The 17,759-nt window shown below is 66.6% G+C and carries 17 protein-coding genes and 1 pseudogene (1 of these 18 cut by a window edge); 4 read left to right on the top strand and 14 right to left on the bottom strand.

Annotation, left to right across the window (positions count from 1 at the left end):
- The 5 genes and pseudogenes from FHS79_RS19430 to FHS79_RS09005 all read right to left on the bottom strand — a co-directional run.
- Positions 1-87 (bottom strand): annotated as a pseudogene (locus FHS79_RS19430) (DUF4167 domain-containing protein); its annotated part reaches 33 nt to the left of the window's first position; the annotation flags it as partial.
- A 319-nt stretch (positions 88-406) separates the two neighbouring features.
- Positions 407-1,138 (bottom strand): hypothetical protein, encoded by a 732-nt coding sequence (locus tag FHS79_RS09020; RefSeq protein WP_243452779.1) that lies wholly within the window; start codon positions 1,136-1,138, stop codon positions 407-409.
- Complete coding sequence (locus FHS79_RS09015; RefSeq protein ID WP_243453376.1) at positions 1,138-1,953, bottom strand: SDR family NAD(P)-dependent oxidoreductase; 816 nt, start codon at positions 1,951-1,953, stop codon at positions 1,138-1,140. Before FHS79_RS09015 ends, FHS79_RS09020 begins: the two co-directional genes overlap by 1 nt.
- Entirely contained in the window at positions 1,950-2,636 is a 687-nt protein-coding gene (locus tag FHS79_RS09010; protein WP_184198590.1) for an NnrU family protein, read from the bottom strand. The genes FHS79_RS09015 and FHS79_RS09010 overlap by 4 nt, the downstream gene beginning before the upstream one ends.
- Positions 2,637-2,646: 10 nt before the next feature.
- Positions 2,647-4,392 (bottom strand): peptide MFS transporter, encoded by a 1,746-nt coding sequence (locus tag FHS79_RS09005; RefSeq protein WP_341534432.1) that lies wholly within the window; start codon positions 4,390-4,392, stop codon positions 2,647-2,649.
- A gap of 152 nt (positions 4,393-4,544) precedes the next feature.
- Here FHS79_RS09005 and FHS79_RS09000 point away from each other — a divergent pair, with 152 nt between their 5' ends.
- Positions 4,545-5,126, top strand: coding sequence for a nitroreductase family protein (locus FHS79_RS09000; protein ID WP_184198584.1), 582 nt, complete (start codon positions 4,545-4,547; stop codon positions 5,124-5,126).
- Position 5,127: 1 nt separating this feature from the next.
- Here FHS79_RS09000 and FHS79_RS08995 read toward each other — a convergent pair whose 3' ends face one another.
- From FHS79_RS08995 to FHS79_RS08970, 6 genes are all read right to left on the bottom strand, one after another.
- Positions 5,128-5,835 (bottom strand): head GIN domain-containing protein, encoded by a 708-nt coding sequence (locus FHS79_RS08995; protein WP_184198580.1) that lies wholly within the window; start codon positions 5,833-5,835, stop codon positions 5,128-5,130.
- A 64-nt stretch (positions 5,836-5,899) separates the two neighbouring features.
- Positions 5,900-6,493 (bottom strand): hypothetical protein, encoded by a 594-nt coding sequence (locus FHS79_RS08990; RefSeq protein WP_184198578.1) that lies wholly within the window; start codon positions 6,491-6,493, stop codon positions 5,900-5,902.
- Between the two features lie 26 nt (positions 6,494-6,519).
- Complete coding sequence (locus FHS79_RS08985; protein ID WP_184198643.1) at positions 6,520-7,020, bottom strand: CarD family transcriptional regulator; 501 nt, start codon at positions 7,018-7,020, stop codon at positions 6,520-6,522.
- 336 nt (positions 7,021-7,356) lie between these two features.
- Positions 7,357-7,695 carry a ferredoxin FdxA gene (gene fdxA, locus FHS79_RS08980; RefSeq protein WP_184198575.1) on the bottom strand — a complete coding sequence of 113 codons (339 nt, stop codon included), beginning with the start codon at positions 7,693-7,695 and terminating at the stop codon, positions 7,357-7,359.
- Between the two features lie 70 nt (positions 7,696-7,765).
- Positions 7,766-8,134 carry an RNA-binding S4 domain-containing protein gene (locus FHS79_RS08975; protein ID WP_184198572.1) on the bottom strand — a complete coding sequence of 123 codons (369 nt, stop codon included), beginning with the start codon at positions 8,132-8,134 and terminating at the stop codon, positions 7,766-7,768.
- Between the two features lie 17 nt (positions 8,135-8,151).
- Complete coding sequence (locus FHS79_RS08970; RefSeq protein ID WP_184198569.1) at positions 8,152-10,803, bottom strand: helicase-related protein; 2,652 nt, start codon at positions 10,801-10,803, stop codon at positions 8,152-8,154.
- Between the two features lie 430 nt (positions 10,804-11,233).
- On the opposite strand from FHS79_RS08970, the gene FHS79_RS19310 reads away from it, so the two are divergent.
- The 3 genes from FHS79_RS19310 (at position 11,234) to FHS79_RS08955 (ending at position 14,117) form a co-directional block, all read left to right on the top strand.
- Positions 11,234-12,688 (top strand): peptidoglycan DD-metalloendopeptidase family protein, encoded by a 1,455-nt coding sequence (locus tag FHS79_RS19310; protein ID WP_184198566.1) that lies wholly within the window; start codon positions 11,234-11,236, stop codon positions 12,686-12,688.
- A gap of 86 nt (positions 12,689-12,774) precedes the next feature.
- A complete protein-coding gene (locus FHS79_RS08960) occupies positions 12,775-13,467 on the top strand; it encodes a methyltransferase domain-containing protein (protein WP_184198563.1) in 693 nt (230 codons plus the stop codon).
- Positions 13,468-13,577: 110 nt separating this feature from the next.
- On the top strand, positions 13,578-14,117 hold the full coding sequence (locus tag FHS79_RS08955; RefSeq protein ID WP_184198560.1) for a hypothetical protein: 540 nt from the start codon (positions 13,578-13,580) through the stop codon (positions 14,115-14,117).
- A 61-nt stretch (positions 14,118-14,178) separates the two neighbouring features.
- Here the strand turns inward: FHS79_RS08955 and FHS79_RS08950 are convergent, their stop codons facing one another.
- From FHS79_RS08950 to thrC, 3 genes are read right to left on the bottom strand one after another with little or no spacing between them, the layout of a single operon-like run.
- Entirely contained in the window at positions 14,179-15,051 is an 873-nt protein-coding gene (locus tag FHS79_RS08950) for a class I SAM-dependent methyltransferase (protein ID WP_184198557.1), read from the bottom strand.
- On the bottom strand, positions 15,048-16,289 hold the full coding sequence (locus FHS79_RS08945) for a M16 family metallopeptidase (protein WP_184198554.1): 1,242 nt from the start codon (positions 16,287-16,289) through the stop codon (positions 15,048-15,050). Before FHS79_RS08945 ends, FHS79_RS08950 begins: the two co-directional genes overlap by 4 nt.
- Complete coding sequence (gene thrC, locus FHS79_RS08940; RefSeq protein ID WP_184198551.1) at positions 16,286-17,692, bottom strand: threonine synthase; 1,407 nt, start codon at positions 17,690-17,692, stop codon at positions 16,286-16,288. Before thrC ends, FHS79_RS08945 begins: the two co-directional genes overlap by 4 nt.
- Between the last annotated feature and the right edge of the window lie 67 nt (positions 17,693-17,759).

Genomic DNA, 17,759 nt, shown 5'->3' with positions numbered 1-17,759 from the left:
CAGCGCCCGATACTTCTCGAGCAGCTGGCTGGCGTTGCCGCGCTGGCGGTTGTCGAGGCGGTTGCCGTAATTGTTGCCGCCGGTCATCTGCTGCGGACGCGGGCCGTTGCCGCCACGGCGCCTGCGGTTCTGGTTATTCCTGATCAACTTCGCGTCCCCTGATGGACGGCCCCGATTGTCGGGCCCTGCCTGGTGGCGGTGGTTCCGATGCTTGCTCCGGAGATGCCTGCCGTGATGCAACCGGGAAGCGACGGCAAATGCCGGCTTGCGCGGTCGTGCCACTGATGGCGGCTTTGCCCCTGAAACGTCGCTATCGAAAAAGTGGCGGTCTTTAGCCCGCTCCACTTGTATCCAAGACTTAGCCGCGAATGCCGCCGCTTCCAAGCGAAAAAAAAGCCGCCGTCCCCTAGCGCGTCAGCGACACCAGCTCATACCAGGTCTGCATATAGCCGCCCACACCACCACAGACGAAGATCGAATCCGCGTCCGCCGTCACCCACATGTCATAGGGGGGGTGCTGGTTGCCACCCATCGCCCCTTCATCGACAAAGCGGAAGTGCCGGCACGCGAACGTGCCCGCCGGCACGGTGCGTTCCGCCTCCCCCACATATTCGAGCGTGATCGTCACCAGCGCCAGCATCGGCGGCGTGGCCCCACGATGATCGGGCGACGGCAGCAGCACCTTGATCAACCGCCGATGCGGGCCTTTCGACAAATCCATGCAGCGCGTCAGATAGCCATCCCCCACGATGGGATGCGTGCCGAAGCCGTCGAGCCCGTCCGGAATCGGCATGGCCTGGCGCAGCCGCCCGATCGTCGGGCCATGGCTTTCGCATTCCGCCATGCCGGTCGCATGGTCGAAGCGCACCCAGCCCGAGCCGAGATACTCGTCATCGAGGCTCAGCCGAATCTGGCAGTCCATCGGCCGCCCCTCGGCGTCGATCGAGTAGAGGATGTCGCGCATCACCGTGGGGCGTGGCTCCTCGATCTCGCAATGCGCCTGCAGCGTCACCGCCCCCGAGGCATGCCGCGTGAAGGCAAAGTTCTCGCGTCCGCGCTCCTGGTCGAGCAGTTCGGGCTTCTTCGAGGTGTAGCGGATGGCACCAGTGATCCGGGGATGCGGCATGATGCCGGTCATCAGCGCGCAACCTTCGGCGCCAACCCGACCATGAAGTCAAAAAGCTGTTCCGGATTGGCACGCTTCAGGTCGAGCATCGCCATTTCGGCCGCACCGGCCTTGCCGACCGGAATTTCCCGCTGCCCCTTGGCCACCCCATCGATGATGATCTTCGCTGCCGCATCCGCAGGCAGCCCGTCATTCACCGGGTCATCGCCCTCGCCCACCGGCACACCGGAGCCTGTCAGCGCATTGCGCGCCACGCCAGTGGCGACATAGCCCGCGGTCACCACATGCACCGCCACGCCATATTGCGCGATCTCGGCACGCAGCGCGTCGGACCAGCCGATCAGTGCATGCTTGGCGGCGCAATAGCCGGTGCGCAGCGGCGAGCCGAACTTGCCGGCAATCGAGGCATTGTTGATGAGCGCCCCACGCTTGCGCGCCACCATGTGCGGCAGCAGCAGGTGGGAGAGCCGCATCGGCGCGAAGAAATCCACCTCCATCAGCTCGCGATAGACGCTGAATTCGGTGTCGAGCGCCAGGCTGCGCTGCGAGATGCCGGCATTGTTCGACAGGATGTCGATATGCCCCATTCGCGCGAGGGCAGCATCGACCACTCCCGGCAGCGCCTCCATCGCCGTCGCCTCGAACGCCAGCACCTCGGCGCCGCCGCATGCAGCCGCCGTCTCGGCCAGCGCCGCCTCGTTGCGCCCCGACAGCAGCAACTTCGCGCCTTCCGCGGCAAACCCCAGCGCCAGCGCCCGGCCGATCCCCGACGAGGCGCCGGTGATCCACACATGCTGGCCGGCAAAACGCTTCTTCCGCACGGTCACCTCGCAAGCTGCAATGCCGGCACACCCAGCACCAGCGGATGCGCCCATAACACCACAGCCCAGAGCAAGAGCCCACCCCCGGAAGCGACAGCCCCCGGCCACGCCGAGGCCAGCGGCGCGCGGCCGGAAAGCTGTGCGGCAAAAGGCACGAAGCTCGTCCTGGCCATATGCGCTCCATAACCCGGGTCGGCCGCCCGCTTCTTGCCGTCCTGCATTGCCGAGCCGAACAGCGCCAGCACAAGAATGCCCCCCGCCAGCACCAGCGTCCGGCTGTCTGCCGAGAGCACCATGTGCACTACCGCCCAGAGCGCAAACGACCACATCATCGGGTGACGGGTGATATTCTGCACGCCGCGCACCCCTGCCGCACCCGGTACGCCCCCGCCCATCAGCGCCGGGTTGGGCGCCGTCACGCTGCCCACGAACAGGATGAAGGCGAGCAACATCACCGGAAGTGCCGCCAGATAGGCCCATCCGGGCGCCTCCCACAGCCGGTCGGGGGGCACATCCTTCCAGAGCTCGACCGCCCAGAACAGCGACCCCAGCGCCACCACCGCATAGATCCCGAGAAAGCCTTTCTCCCCCACCGCCCGCACCAGCGGCGCCCGCAACGGATGCGAGAGCAGTTCATGCCCGCCGACGAACAAGCTCACCGCAACGATCAGCAGCCCCAAATCCCCCATCAGTCCCCCCTCAGTTCACCCCGTGCATCCAGCGCTTGATCAGCGGCGAAAGCCCGAGCAGCACCAGCCCGATCGCCACCGAGGTCCAGCCGATCGTCGTGAACACACCGGCATAGGTCTCGAGGCTGACCCGCAAATTGGTCACCTGCCCGCCCACTGTCTCCACGCTCGCCACCTGCGCCACCACGCCGGCCACATATTGCGCGCAAGAAATCGACAGGAACCACACCCCCATCATCATCCCCACGATCCGGGCGATCGAAAGCTTGGTCACCATGCTCAGCCCCACCGGCGAGATCAGCAATTCCGCCATCGAATGGATGAGATACAGGCCCGCCAGCCACCAGATTCCCACCTTGAAGTCCGGCCCGGCAAAGCTCGTACCCCATACCAGAAACAGGAAGCCCGCCCCCACGCCCATCAGCGCCATTCCGAACTTGACCGGAATCCCCGGCTCGCGCCCGCGCTTCGCGAGCACCAGCCACAGCGCTCCGAACACCGGCGCCAGCAGCACGATGAAGAGCGCGTTGAAGAACTGCGTCTGCCCTGCGGTGATGCTGAACAAGCCGAAGATCGACAGATCGGTGTTGCGATCGGCAAATAGCGTCAGCGAGCTTCCCGCCTGCTCGAACAGCGTCCAGAACACGACGTTGAAGACGATGAGCACGATCGCCGCCAGCATCATCTGGAACTCCTGGCGAGTGCCCACCCGCCACGACCAGAGCGGAATCCCGATTACCGACAGCAGGAAAGTCGCGAACAGCACCTTGCCCAGGATCGGCAGGCCCAGAATATACCCCCAGATCCCCTGCCCCGCGGTGGGTGCGGGCGCATCCATCAGGTTGGTGAACAAGAACCAGAACAGCGGCACCGCAAGAATCGCCCCCACGTAAATCAGCAGCGTCCGGTCGGGCCCCTTCTGCGCCGGCGGCTCCCCATAGCCCGCCAGCTTCGGACCGGCGAACTGGATCAGCGCCCAGCTGATCGTCATGCCGATCGCAGCCAGCAGAAAGCCTGCCCACCAACCATAGCGATCCGCCAGGAACGGGCACGCCAGCTGCGACGCGAGCGAGCCCAGGTTGATGCCCATGTAGAAGATGGTGAACCCCGAATCGCGGCGCCGGTCACCGGGCGCATACAGGCTGCCGACCATCGTCGAGATGTTGGGCTTGAAGAAGCCATTGCCGACCGTCACCGCCGAAAGGCCGATCAGCATGATGGTGATGAAGGTCGCGTCGCGGTCCCCGCCCGCAGCAAAACTGCCCTTGGCGACGGTGCGCGCCACGCTGCCATCCGCTGCGGTCAGGCTCACGCTGCCATCGTCATTGCCCTTGATGGCGAGCTTGTTCGCCCCGTCGATCACATATTGCTGCCGGTCAGCACCCTCGACCACGACCTCGTAGCGGGTGCCGTCGATGGTGGCGAAGGGCTTCGCCGCCTCACCCCCGAAGCACAGGATGAAATAGCCGCACGCCATCATGATCGCGCCGAATTTCACCGACCGTTTCGAGCCCAGATAACGATCCGCGATCAGCCCGCCCACCAGCGGTGTCAGGTAAACCAGCGCGGTGAACCCGCCATAAAGGCTCGTCGTCGTGGTGTCCGAGAACAGGAAATGGTCGGCCAGATACAGCGTCAGCAGCGCGCGCATGCCATAATAGCCGAAGCGCTCCATCGCCTCGGTGGTGAACAGCCGCGCCAGCTGCGCCGGATGCCCGAACCATTGCGGGCGCGTGTCGACGATTCCGCCGCCAATTTGTCCGTTGCCGGCGCTGCTCTCGGTCAAGAAAAACCCTCCTGGTCCGGCGCGACGATGCCGGAGATACGCTGGGCCTCGCATTCCACAATGTGACGCACCCGGCAAGGCCCGCCCTTCCCGTGCCGCAAGGCAGCGGCTATTCCCCCTCCATGATCTTCAACGACACCAGCTCCGCCCTCGCCCTGCTCACCTCGCGCCGCTCGGGCAAGGCGCGCGAACTCGCAGCCCCCGGCCCCACCGATCCGGAACTCGCCACCATCCTGGGGGCCGCCATGCGCGTGCCCGATCATGGCAAGCTTGTCCCCTGGCGCTTCGTGGTGGTGCCCCCGCAAGCGCGCGAGGCACTCGCTGCGCTGCTGGTCGATGCCTATTCGGCCGAAAAGCCCGAAGCATCGGCCAAGGAGCTTGACGCGATGCGCAGCTTTGCAGGCCTCGCCCCCACGCTCGTGGTGCTCATCGCCGCGCTCAAGCCGGAGAGCCATATCCCGCTCGGCGAGCAGCAGCTTTCGGTGGGCGCAGCCGCCATGCAGCTGCTCAACGCCGCGCATGCGCTGGGCTATGTCGGCAACTGGCTCACCGGCTGGGCAGCCTATTCTCCCACCGTTGCCGCCGCACTCGGGCAACCCGGCGAAACGATCGCCGGCTTCTTCTTCCTCGGCACGGCCACGCGCCCGCTCGAGGAACGCCTGCGTCCCGATCCGCAAGCCGTCGTGAGCCACTGGCTCGGTTAAGTCACGGCACGCAGACGATATTGCCGCTGCCGGATTTGCGGGATCGGCATTTGGCGCCGCCGCGCACCCGGATATTGCCCGAACCGGCCAGTTCGATCGTCGCGGTCTCGCTGGCGCGCGCATCGATCTCGCCCGATCCCGAAAGCCTCGCCGTCAATGTGCGTGCCGCCAGCCCACCCAGCGCCATGGTGCCGGCACCACTCATCTCCGTCTTCAGCGCCCCCACGGACCCGGCCCCGTGCATCGACCCCGAGCCGGACAGCCGCCAGTCCGCATTCCGCGCCTGCATGGCCGCCACGTCGAGGTCACCCGAGCCCGAAACCAGCGCATCGAAGCGCTCGGCACTCACCCTGTCGAACGCCAGCCGTCCGCTGCCCGAAATCGTTCCCGCGCGCGGCGCCGGGCCGGTCACCCGCACCTTGACCTTGCCGAGCATCGCGCCACCCCGCTTCTGTCCGATCACGAGCGCGCCGTCCTTCACGCTGATATCGAGCCGCCCGAGCGCCAGGTCATTGCCCGAGGCCGTCACGGTCACCCGTGGCCCGGCGCGAAAATCCACATCCGCCGCACCTGCCAGCACGATGCGGTCGAAGGCGGGCACGCTGTACCCGCGCTCGGCCGCCGCCGCCGGCGCAAAGCGCGCCACCAGCAAGGAGGCTGCAAGAACCGACGCCGTTCCTACAGCGGCAAGACCCGGCAGAATTCGCATGGATTAGACCCCTGAATGACCCGCGTGTCCTATATGCACAATACAGCCATTCCGGCAAGGCCGATCAGCGCCGCGTTTTCAGCCGCAGGCCATTCTCGAAATCGAAAATCTTCAGCTCGATGACAAAGAAGCACACCAGCCAGAGCATGGCATCCCACAACTCCAGCCACTCCCCGTCCAGCCCCCAACCGAGGGCGATCCCGGCTACGCCCAGATAGAGTCCGGCCTTTGTCGCGTTGCGCAGTCGCCATGCCCAGCTGCCGTATCGCCCCGGCACATGCAGATCATAGGCAAGGGCCGCCGCGATCAGCAGCCAGAGCGTCGCGTTGGCCAGGTCCTGCCACTCGCCGGCCATGGCATAGGCGCCCCAGCAGAACAGCGCGAGCGCGTAGCCGACAAGTTCGAGCGTCACCGGGACATGATGCCTGCGTCCGTCGCTGCGATGCCCCAACCCGCGGCTGTTCCACTCGAACGCTGCCAGGATCATCAGCCATCCCGTCTGCTCGGTCACTTCGCGCCAACTCGCCATCGCGTAGAGCAGCCCCGCATTGATCACGAGCAGCGTGTAGACCAGTCCCTTGAAAAGCGTGAAACCCCGCCCGCTGGAAATCCCAGCGGGCGGGGCCACGATGTCGGTGCCGATATTCGGTTGGCTCAATGCTGTGCGCCCCCCGGCTTTCAGCGTCAGGCGGCCTTCAGCACCTGTTCGATCTTCAACTGTGCCGCCGGCTCATCGATGTTCTCCATCGCGGCAAGCTCGCGCGCCAGCCGACCGATGGCGGCTTCGTAGATCTGCCGTTCGGAATAGCTCTGTTCGGGCTGGTCCTCGGCGCGGTGAAGGTCGCGCACAACCTCGGCGATCGACACGAGGTCACCCGAGTTGATCTTGGCTTCATATTCCTGCGCACGCCTGGACCACATGGTCCGCTTGATCCGCGGCTTGCCCTTGAGCGTGGTAAGCGCTTCGGACAGGGTCGCCTGGCTGGAAAGCTTGCGCATGCCGACGCTCTCCGCCTTGTTGGTGGGCACGCGGAGCGTCATCCTTTCCTTTTCGAACCGCAGCACGAACAGTTCCAGCACCGTGCCGGCAATTTCGGACCTCTGGAGTTCAACGACACGGCCAACGCCATGCTTGGGATAAACGACATAATCACCGACTTCGAAGCCGAGCGGCTTGGCGATCACCATGGATGTCTCTTCCTTTCTTGCGCCTGTCCGGACAATCCGAGGTTCTGCTCCCACGCCACAAAGGCGGGGATGATCAGAAAACATCTGGGGATCCGGATGTGACGCGTTAGCTCTTGCCTTTTCTCATGCGGCGATCGGCACCCTTGGCGAGTGTCTGACCAACGCATGTGCGACCTGCGAGGGAGCGGTTTCCATCACCGGCACGGTATAGCAGCAAATCCGCCATAATTCTACTGTCCGAGCGGGGATGCTTATGCAAGCAACCGTTAAAGGCACGAAAAAGGCGCCGAAACGGACTGTTGCTGCGCCTTTCTCAGGTCAGGTCCGCGCTTTTCAGCTGCCTTCACCGGGCGTGGCTGTAAAATACTTGTCGAACTTGCCTTCTTCGCCCTTGTGCGAATCGGCGTCGTCCGGCGTCTCGCCCTTCACGGTGATGTTCGGCCATTTTGCCGAATAGCTGGCGTTCAGCTCCATCCACTTCTCGAGGCCACCCTCGGTGTCGGGCAGGATGGCTTCGGCAGGGCACTCCGGCTCGCACACCCCGCAATCGATGCACTCGTTCGGATTGATCACCACCATCGTCTCGCCTTCATAGAAGCAGTCGACCGGGCACACTTCGACACAATCCATGTACTTGCACTTGATGCAGGCTTCGGTGACGACATAGGCCATTGAGCGGTTCCCTTGCTTCAACATGACGAGCCGCTGCCCTTGCCGGCCGCGCGCCCCAAACGCCGTGCTGCTAGAACGCCGCTGCCGTCGACGTCAATGGGGCATGATGGAGCGAGATGGGCACGCCGCCTTGCATCATGCCGTCACACCCGTCCGCATCTTCCGCACCCGGACACCCGAGATCAGTGTACATCAGCCGCGCTTCGGCAAAGGGTCCGCGCCGCTCCGCCAGTCCATTCACCCGCACCACAACCACCTGGTCGCGTTCGGGAAAGCTCAGCACCTGCCCTGCCCGCACCAGCGCCGAGGCGCGCTCCACCACCCGTCCATCGATCCGCAGTCTTCGGCTTTCGCACAAGTCCTTCGCCGCGTTCCTCGATTTCGCCAGCCGCGAAAACCAGAGCCACTTGTCGAGCCGGAGTGCTGCGCCATAGACCAAATCGAACCTGCCTTTCGCTATCTCGAACGCTGGCGCGCCGGCTGCTGCCGAACGTCCGCAAAGCGCACATCTGCCAGGATGCTGAAGGGCGAGGGCGCGCGCACCCCGGCATCACGCGCGCCATCGTTTTCTGCCGTCACGGAAGCCTCGGGACGACGCTGTCCCCGCGCCTGCCCCTTCCAGGCAAAATGCTGTGTTCCGTCGACCAGCTGCGGCTTGTAGCCAAGAGCCCGCAGCAGCCGCGCCAACCCATCGTGCGAAAGCCCTGCCGATGCCGCCCAGTGCGGATCGGGCACAAAGGGCACACGCCCCTCGCGCCGGCCATGAATCGCGCGCGCCAGCCGGTCGACAATGTCGATCCGCACCGCCTGCGCGCCGATCCGCCAGAATCCCGCCGTCTCCAGAAATCCCGCCGGCCAGCCATCCTCGACCGAAAGGCTCACCCGCCCGGGCGGCGGCAGCAGCGGCAGCGCCTTCTGCTCGGTCCACACCGCCCAGAGCGCCAGCCGCCAGCGCGTCGGCTCCGGGCGCAGCAACGCCGGCACGAACACATGCGTAACCCCCAGCCGCGCGCCCGCCGCCGCCAGCCCCTGCCGGTCGGCCCGGCCAAGCGCTGCCAGCTGGTCTTCGGCGGCATCGCGCGGCAACACGCCCAAGGTCTCCACCAGTCGCACCACCAGCCCGCGCGCCGCCGGCGACATGCCGCTCGCCCGTTCGGACAGTCGCACCAGCGGCCCCAGCGCCTGCGCTGTCGCCGTCGCCAGCCACCCCTCCAACCGTTCCTGCACAACCGCCCTGTCTGCCGGCGCCAGGGCGCCCAGCGCCCGGTCCAGTTGCAACCGCGGGCTCAGCGCATCGCGGCCCTTGCGCAATGTCGCCACCCGCGCGCCATCCCAAAGCAGACGCGGCGGCATCTCGCCGGCAAATTGCAGGACAAAGGCGCTGTCCCCCGCCTCGCCAAGCGCCCGCGCACGCTTCGAGAGCACATGCACCAGATAACGCTCCGCCGCCGCCAGCAGCATCCGCTGCTCGCCGGCGCGCGCCAGCGGATCGGGCGAGAAATGGAAACCGTCGATCCGGCCGATCACCTCGCCTTCCACCGCCACAGCACCATCGGAATCGATCTCCACCCGCTGCTCGCCGCCGCGCACCTTCAAATCCTTGAGCAACACCGCCGTGCGCCGGTCGACGAAGCGCTGCGTCAGCGCCAGGTGCAGCGCATCGGAAAGCCGTTCCTCCACCGCGCGGGCCCGCTCGGCCCAGTGCAGCGGATTGGCGAGCCAATCCGGCCGGTGCGCCACATAGGTCCAGGTGCGTGCCGATGCGATGCGATTGGCGATGGTCTCCACATCTCCTGAAACCCGGTCGAGGTGCGCCAGTTCCGACGCGATCCACGCGTCGGGCAAATGACCATCGCCTTCGGACAGGTGCCGGAAAACCCGCGCCACCAGCGCCCCATGCTGCTCGGGCCCGGTCTTGCGATAATCCGGCAGGCCGCACGCCGCCCACAGCCGCGCCACCCCGCGCGGTCCAGACAGTTTTCCCCCCAGCCGCTCCATCACCCAGGGCTCGACAGCCAGAGACTTCAGCACCGCCAGATCGATCGCATCCTCGCCGCGCTGCAGTTCCGGATGCGGCGACCGCGCATCGAGGCTGGCGATGAAGCGCTGCAAGTTCGTGTGGTCGAGCGCTGCATTGCGCCACACGAGCTGGCTCAGCGGCTCGAAATGATGCGCCTCCAGCCCCTCGATCTCCTCGGGCGAGAAGCTCGCTGCCGCCTGGGTGCCCAGCTGCACCGTGCCGAACGTGCCATCCTTCTGATACCGCCCGGCGCGCCCGGCAATCTGCGCCATCTCCGCCAGCCGCAACCGTCGGTGGCGCTTGCCATCGAACTTCGACAGGCTGGCAAAGGCGACATGGGCAATATCCATGTTGAGCCCCATGCCGATCGCATCGGTCGCCACCAGATAATCGACCTCGCCCGATTGATACATCGCCACCTGGGCGTTGCGCGTGCGTGGGGACAGGCTGCCCATCACCACCGCCGCCCCCCCCTTCTGCCGTCGCAGCATTTCGGCCAGCGCATAGACTTCGGTGGCAGTGAAAGCGACGATCGCCGAGCGCCGCGGCAACCGGGAAAGTTTCTTGGCGCCGGCATAGGACAGGGTGGAAAAGCGCGGCCGGGTGATGATCTCGGCCTCCGGCAGAAGCTTGCGAATGAGCGGCCGCAGCGTCTCCGCCCCCAGGATCATCGTCTCGGCATAGCCCCGGCAATGCAGCAGCCGCTGGGTGAACACATGCCCGCGCTCGGGGTCCGCACCCAGCTGCGCCTCGTCGATTCCGACAAACGCCACCTCCCGATCGAGCGGCATCGATTCCATCGTGCACAGGAACCAGCGCGCGCCCGGCGGCACGATCTTCTCCTCGCCCGTGATCAGCGCCACCTCGCCGGCACCCTTGATCGCCACCACCCGGTCATAAACCTCGCGCGCCAGCAGCCGCAGTGGAAAGCCGATCATGCCGCTGGCATGAGCACACAGCCTCTCGACCGCAAGGTGCGTCTTTCCGGTGTTGGTGGGGCCAAGCACGGCAACGATCTTGCTGCCATCGGGGCCACCAAAGCCGCTGCCAGCCAGACGACGGCTCTGCTGCGGGAGGGATGCACGCATCACCCCACCAATCTGGCGAAGCGCGCCGCAGGGTACAAGCACCCCAAGCCCGCGATTTGCGACAGGGCGAAGCGGCAGAAACGCGCAGCCGCTGCTGCGGCAAGGTCGGGGACAAAGGTCAAACCCGGTTGGATCATCGTGTCCTTTTGGGAACGTGGTCGAGAACAAGCTGTCACAACCCGAATCGCTCCGCAAGTGACCGTATGAAGACAATCGCTTCACCGCATAACTTTGTCGGTGAATCGTTGCAGCGTTGACACGCCGGGGAGCGTGGACAAATGATTTCATCACCTTGAAAGCGACCTTACTGGGGGGGTCCGGTTTGTTTCAGCCACAATTGCAAGGCGCGGGCGCGCAGACGGCGGGAGCCATTCGGCCGCTGTCGGCCGGCATGTTGCAACCGGCGACCGTCCGCTGGCCGGGCGTTCCCGTGGCCCGCGCCCGCCTCGGCCGCTGGCGGGAAGCCGCCGCCGGCCTCGCCCTCGGCACCGACCTCTCCACCGACCTGGGCGCCGGCATCGGCACCCGCCACTGGTGGCTCGGGCTCACCTCCTGCCTGCTGCTCTGCGGCACTGCCATCACGCTGGCGCTCGATGTGCCGCTCATCCCCGCCGCCGGCCGCGCGCCGCTCACCCCCAGCCAGCGCGAGGCGCTCAGCGGGCAGTTCATCGCACCCCTCGCCTTCGGCGGCCGCACCGGCGCCACCACCCGCCCCGATCCTGCCCTGGTGGTGCCGCTTGCCGAAATTCCCGAGCGCCCGCGGATCGAGCTTACGGCGCGAACCGTGCGCGGTCGCAGCCTCGGGGCCACCCTCAAGCGCGCCGGCGTCGGTGCGTCCGACATCGATGCCGTCGAGGGCCTGCTGCGCGGCGTCGTCAATGCGTCCGCCATCCCCTCCGCCACCGACATCGACCTCGTGCTCGGCCGGCGGGAAACGCGCAGCATGCCGCGCCCGCTCGAGCTGATGGGCTTGCGCGCCGCCTTCGATCTGCGGGTCGCCGTCAGCCGCGTCGATGGCGCACTGGTGCTCAAACGCATTCCGATCAAGATCGATTCCACCCCGCTCCGCGTCAACGGGCTGGTCGCCGGCGGGCTCGACCGCGCGTTGCGCAGCGCCGGCGTGCCGGCAAGTGCCGCGGCCGAATACCGGCGTGTGATGGGCTATGTCGTCGACATGCAGCGCGGCGTCGGCAAGAAAGACCGGTTCGACATCATCGTCGAACGCGATCGTGCCGAAACCGGCGAAGTGCGCTACGGCGGCATGGTCTATGCAGCCCTCGACCGCGCCGGCAAGGAGAAGCTGGAAGTCGCCCGACACAAATTCGGCGGCCGCCAGGAATGGTTCCGACAGACCGGTGAATCGGCGCGCAAGGGGCTGATGCGCACCCCGGTCGATGGCGCCCGCCTCACCTCGGCGTTCGGCATGCGCTTCCACCCGCTGCTCGCCTATTCGCGCATGCACCAGGGCGTCGATTTCGGCGCTCGCCACGGTGCGCCCATTTTTGCCGCCGCCGCCGGCAAGGTCGCCTTCGTCGGCCCCCACGGCGGCCATGGCAATTATATCCGCCTCCAGCATTCGGGCGGCCTCGCCACCGCCTATGCGCACATGTCGCGCTTCGCCGTAAAAAGCGGGCAGCAGGTCTCGCAGGGCCAGGTCATCGGCCATGTCGGCTCCACCGGCGTCTCCACCGGCCCGCATCTGCACTATGAAGTCTGGCTGAAGGGCAAGCCAGTCAACCCGATGACCTTGAAGTTCATCGGCGGCACCCAGCTTTCAGGACGCGATCTCAACAACTTCCAAGGCGAGCTCAGCCGGCTTCGCAGCCTTGCCGTCACCGGCGCCGACACGCCGGAGCCCGTCCGTCCCGGCCGTCGCCCCGCGTGAAACACGCCTGAAAATCGCCTGAACCCCGCCCTTTGGCGCCGCACACAACAATGGCCAAGGTCTTCGCAATCGGCTAGGCGGCACTCATGCTTATCGTCCGATTCGCCTGCATCATCGGCGCGTTCGCCATGAGCAGCGCCGCCACCGCCCAGACACAACAGCCATCGCCCGGGCTGCCACCCCCCGGCCGACCTGTCGCCCGCATTGTCAGCCCGGCCTGGGACAATGAACCATCGCGGGACAGTGCCGGCGAGTTCGCAGCCGTCACGGCCGCCGCCGGCATCAAGCCGGGCATGACCGTCGCCGATATCGGCGCCGGCTCGGGCTATTACACCACAAGGCTCAGCGCTGCCGTCGGCCCGCAGGGCCAGGTGCTGGCACAGGATGTGGTGAAGCGCTATCTCGATGCACTTGCCAGGCGCGTGCGCGAGGAGAAGCTCACCAACGTCCGCTTCGTGCGCGGCACCCAGAGTAACCCGCGCCTGCCTGCCGGCAGCGTCGACGTGGCGCTCATGGTGCACATGTACCACGAGATCACCCAGCCCTATGCGCTGCTCCACCGGCTGCGCACCAGCCTCAAGCCCGGCGGCCGCATCGCCATCGTCGACCTCGATCGCGATCCCGAAAATCATGGCATGCCGCGCGATCTGCTCGTCTGCGAGGTTCGCGCCGTGGGCTATGAACTGGTCAAGATCACCGACCTCGCAGCCGGCTATCTCGCGGTGTTCAAACTCGGCCCACCCAAAGCACCACAGTCCGTCAAGGCCTGTCGCCGCTAGCCGACCAGCGCTCGAAAATTGCCCGAAAATCGCCCAAAATCGCTTTTGAGCGGAACCCCGGATGCTGCCGATCGCTTTTAACAGCACAAGCAACCCGGAGGAACAATCCCATGGCAAAGTTCATCGCATCTGCAATCTTCGACACCGAAGCCGAAGCCAACCGCGCCCTTGGCGAGCTTCGCCAGGCCGGCGTGGAAGACTCCTCACTGTCGGTCATCGCCCGCCACGATGGCAAGAACCGCACCACCAGTGGCTCCGGTGAAGTCACCGACGAAGGTGGCAGCAACCTGCTCCGTGGCCTGCTCGGCGGCGGTGCCCTCGGTGCCGGTCTCGGCGTCGCCGCCCTCGCCATCCCCGGCGTCGGCCCGCTCGCGGCTGCCGGCGTCATTGCTGCCTCGGTCGTTCCCGAAGCCATGGCTGTCGGTGCCGTCGCAGGTGCTGCCGCTGGCGGCCTGAACGAGAACCTCAAGAAGCACGGCGTCAACGAGGAAGATTCGGTCTATTACGGCGAACGGATCGAAACTGGCAGCATCTTCATTGCTGTCGACACCACCGCTGAGAACATCTCGGAGGACCAGGCGCTCGACATCCTCTATCGCAACGGCGGGCACAGCTCGTCGCGCGAAAAGTCGACGCTCGCCCATATGTGAGCACGTTCGCGCAAAGCCCGAGCCAAGGAAGGGCCGCCCCGCAAGGGGTGGCCCTTTTCCGTCACCCTGCCGACCATCGCGCAAAGATCGCCGTCGGCAGCAGTGTGCCCCGCACCTCCTCGCGCACCGCCATGTCCCCCACTTCGATCCGCCCGCCCAGCGGCGCAAAATGCTCGGCCACCAGCCCTGCCAGCGCCACCGCACTCATCCGGATCGCATAGACGGTCAGGATCACGAATCCGTCGTCGGCCACCAGCTGCCGCGCCAGCTGCACGAGCTCGGGCAGATCGCGCTCCAGGCTCCAGATCTCGCCATCGGGGCCCCGCCCGTACTTCGGCGGATCGAGCATCAGCCCATGGTAGCGGTTGCCGCGCCGCACCTCGCGCCGCAGAAACTTCAGCGCATCATCCACCAGCCAGCGCACCGGCGCTTCGGCGAGGCCCGAGAGCACCGCATTGTCCTTCGCCGCCGCCACTGCCTTCTTGCTCGCATCGACATGCGTCACCGTCGCCCCCGCCGCCGCCGCGATCAGGCTGGCGAGCCCGGTATAGCCGAACACGTTGAGGAAGCTGCGGCCCGCCCCCATCCGCGCTTCCATGAAATCCCACTGCACCGCCATGTCGGGAAAGAACCCCAGATGCCGGAACGGCGTGTTGGCCGCATGAAAGCGCACCGCCCCGCGCGCAAGGTCCCAGCGCGGCGGCACCCGCGGCACGAGCTGCCAGCGCCCGCCGCCCTCTTCGTCGCTGCCGCCCAGAAACTCGCCATCGGCCTCCCATTCCGCCGCCGCCGGCGTCCACATCGCCTGAGGCTCGGGCCGGATGAAGCGATACGGTCCATAGCGCTCGAGCTTCCTGCCCCCGCCCGAATCGACCAGCCCATAATCTGACCAGGGCTCGGTCACGAGCAGGCTCAGCGTTCCATCCCAGCTCATGCCGCCTTCCGACGTTTCGCTCCGGCCCCGATCTCCGCCCGCGCCGGCGCATGGGCAAGCATTGCCGCCCCCGCCGCGCGCGCCTCGTCCACGCTCACCGCCTCCAGCCGCGCGATCACTTCGCAAGGCTCGAGGAAACGCCCGTGGATCACCAGCTGCCGCGCTGCATAATCCGCCTGGCCGGTCGGGCTTTCCAGCGCCATCAGCAGCCCCGCCACCGCCTGCGCCCGCGCCCGCTCGAGCTCGGCCGTGCTCAGCGTTTGCACGGCACCCGCCAGCACCTCGTCGATCAGCGCCCGCGCCGCAGCAGCCTGGTCCTTCGCACACGCCGCATGCACGCTCATCAACCCGCCATCGGCATAGGGCGAAACAGCTGCACTCACCGAATAGGCCAGCCCCCGCGCCTCGCGCACATCCTGGAACAGCCGCGAAGACATGCCGCCCCCCACTGCCATCGTGAAGAGCACCGCCGCATCATGCGTCGCATCATGGTAGCCGGGTGCCGGCAGCCCCATCGTCAGCTGCGCCTGCTCGGCCTTGCGATGGTCTGCCGCCGTACCGGCCGAAAAACGCACCGCCTCCGCCGCCGCGCGCACGCCGGGCGTCCCCGCCGGCACGAACGCCGCCTCGGCCAGCCGCATCACTGCATCATGCTCGGCCTTGCCCGCCACCACCAGCGTCAGCTGCCCCGGCTGATAATGCGAATCGCGCCAGCTGCGCAGATCAGCGGCCGTGATCCGCTCCAGGCTGTCCTCGCTCCCCAGGATCGACCGCCCCAGCGCCTGCCCTGGAAACGCCGCCTCCTGCAGATGGTCGAACACGATGTCGTCGGGCGTATCGCGCGCCTCGCCCAGCTCCTGCAGCACCACATGCTTCTCCCGGACCAGCTCCTCCTCGTCGAAGCGCGGGTCCCCGAGCATGTCGGCGATCAGGTCCAATCCCAGCGGCAGGTCGCGCGCCAGCACGCGCGCATGAAACGCCGTCATGTCGCGCGAGGTCCAGGCATTCAGCTGCCCGCCCACATCCTCGATCGCTTCGGCAATCTCGCGCGCCGAGCGCCGCATCGAGCCCTTGAACACCATATGCTCGAACAGGTGCGCCACCCCGTTCAACGCCTCGCTTTCATAGCGGGCACCCGTGTCGGCGAGCAGGTTGATCGCCACCGTCTCTACCCCCGCCACTTCGCACGTTGCCACCCGCAGCCCATGGCGCGTCACGCCGATCAACGGCACCCTCATGCCGCCACCGCGTCCGCCGGCCGCGCCCGCTCGGCAATGAACGCCTGCACAGCACCCAGCTCGGCCGGCAGCACCGCATAACGCTCCTCGCGGTCGAACAGCCCCGCCACCCGCGCCGGTAGTGCCGGCCGAATGCCGCACGCCCGCTCCACCGCATCGCGGAACTTCGCCGGGTGTGCCGTCGCCAGCGTCACCATGGGTGCGGCCCCCACATGCCGCTTCGCCGCCGCCAACCCGATCGCCGTGTGCGGATCGATGATCTGCCCGCACTTGTCCTGCGCCCATCGCAGCGTCTGCGCCATGCTGTCCACATCCACTCGCGCGCTGGCAAACAGCGCAGAAGCCTCGCCGCGCATCGCATCCGGAACTGCCATCGCGCGCGTCGCCTCGAAGCCCTGCATCGTTGCCGCCAGTGCGGCACCATCACGCCCATGCAGGTCGAACAACAGCCGCTCGAAGTTGCTGCTCACCTGGATATCCATCGAAGGGCTGCTCGTCGGCGCCACCTGGCCCACCGAATAATCGCCGGCACTCAGCGCCCGGTGCAGAATGTCGTTCTCGTTGGTCGCCACCACCAGCCGCTCGATCGGCAGTCCCATCCGGCTCGCCACATAGCCGGCAAACACATCGCCGAAATTGCCCGTCGGCACCGAAAACGCCACCGCCCGCTCGGGCGCGCCAAGCCGCACCGCCGCATAAAAATAATAGACGATCTGCAGCATCAGCCGCGCCCAGTTGATGCTGTTCACCGCCGAAAGTGGGAACCGCCGCGCGAACGAAGCGTCGTTGAACATCGCCTTCACCAGTGCCTGCGCATCATCGAAGCTGCCCTCGATGGCGATGTTGTGCACATTCGGCGTCAGCACCGTCGTCATCTGCCGCCGCTGCACATCGGACACCCGGCCCTTCGGATGGAGCATGAACACCTCCACCCCCTCGACTCCGGCAAGCGCATTGATCGCCGCCGACCCCGTATCCCCCGAAGTCGCCCCGATCACCGTCAGATGCCGCCCCGAGCCACTCAGGAACCGCTCGAACAGTTGCCCCAGCGCCTGCATCGCCACATCCTTGAAGGCGAGTGTCGGCCCATGAAAAAGCTCCAGCAACCAATGCTGCCCATCGAGCTGCACCAGCGGCACTGTCGCTGCATGGCTGAAGCTCGCATAAGCCCGCCCGAGCAACGACCGCAGCTCCGCCTCACCGAGCACATCCCCCACAAACGGCGCACACACCCGCACCGCCGTCTCGACATAATCCAGCCCCGCCAGGTCCGCGATCTCGTCCCGGCTCAGAACCGGCCAATCCCGCGGCACATAAAGCCCGCCATCACTCGCCAATCCGGCCAGCGTGACACTCGCAAAATCCAGAACGGGAGCGCTCCCGCGCGTGCTGACATAATCCATGCCCCCGCCTAGCGCCGATTCGCGCGTGATGGAACAGCGATGGTGATGCAAGACCTTACAGGCGCGG

This window comes from Polymorphobacter multimanifer (genome assembly GCF_014205635.1).
Lineage (GTDB): Bacteria > Pseudomonadota > Alphaproteobacteria > Sphingomonadales > Sphingomonadaceae > Sandarakinorhabdus > Sandarakinorhabdus multimanifer.
The sequence above is the reverse complement of the archived record's forward strand: the minus strand, read 5'-3'. Positions and strand labels throughout refer to the sequence as shown.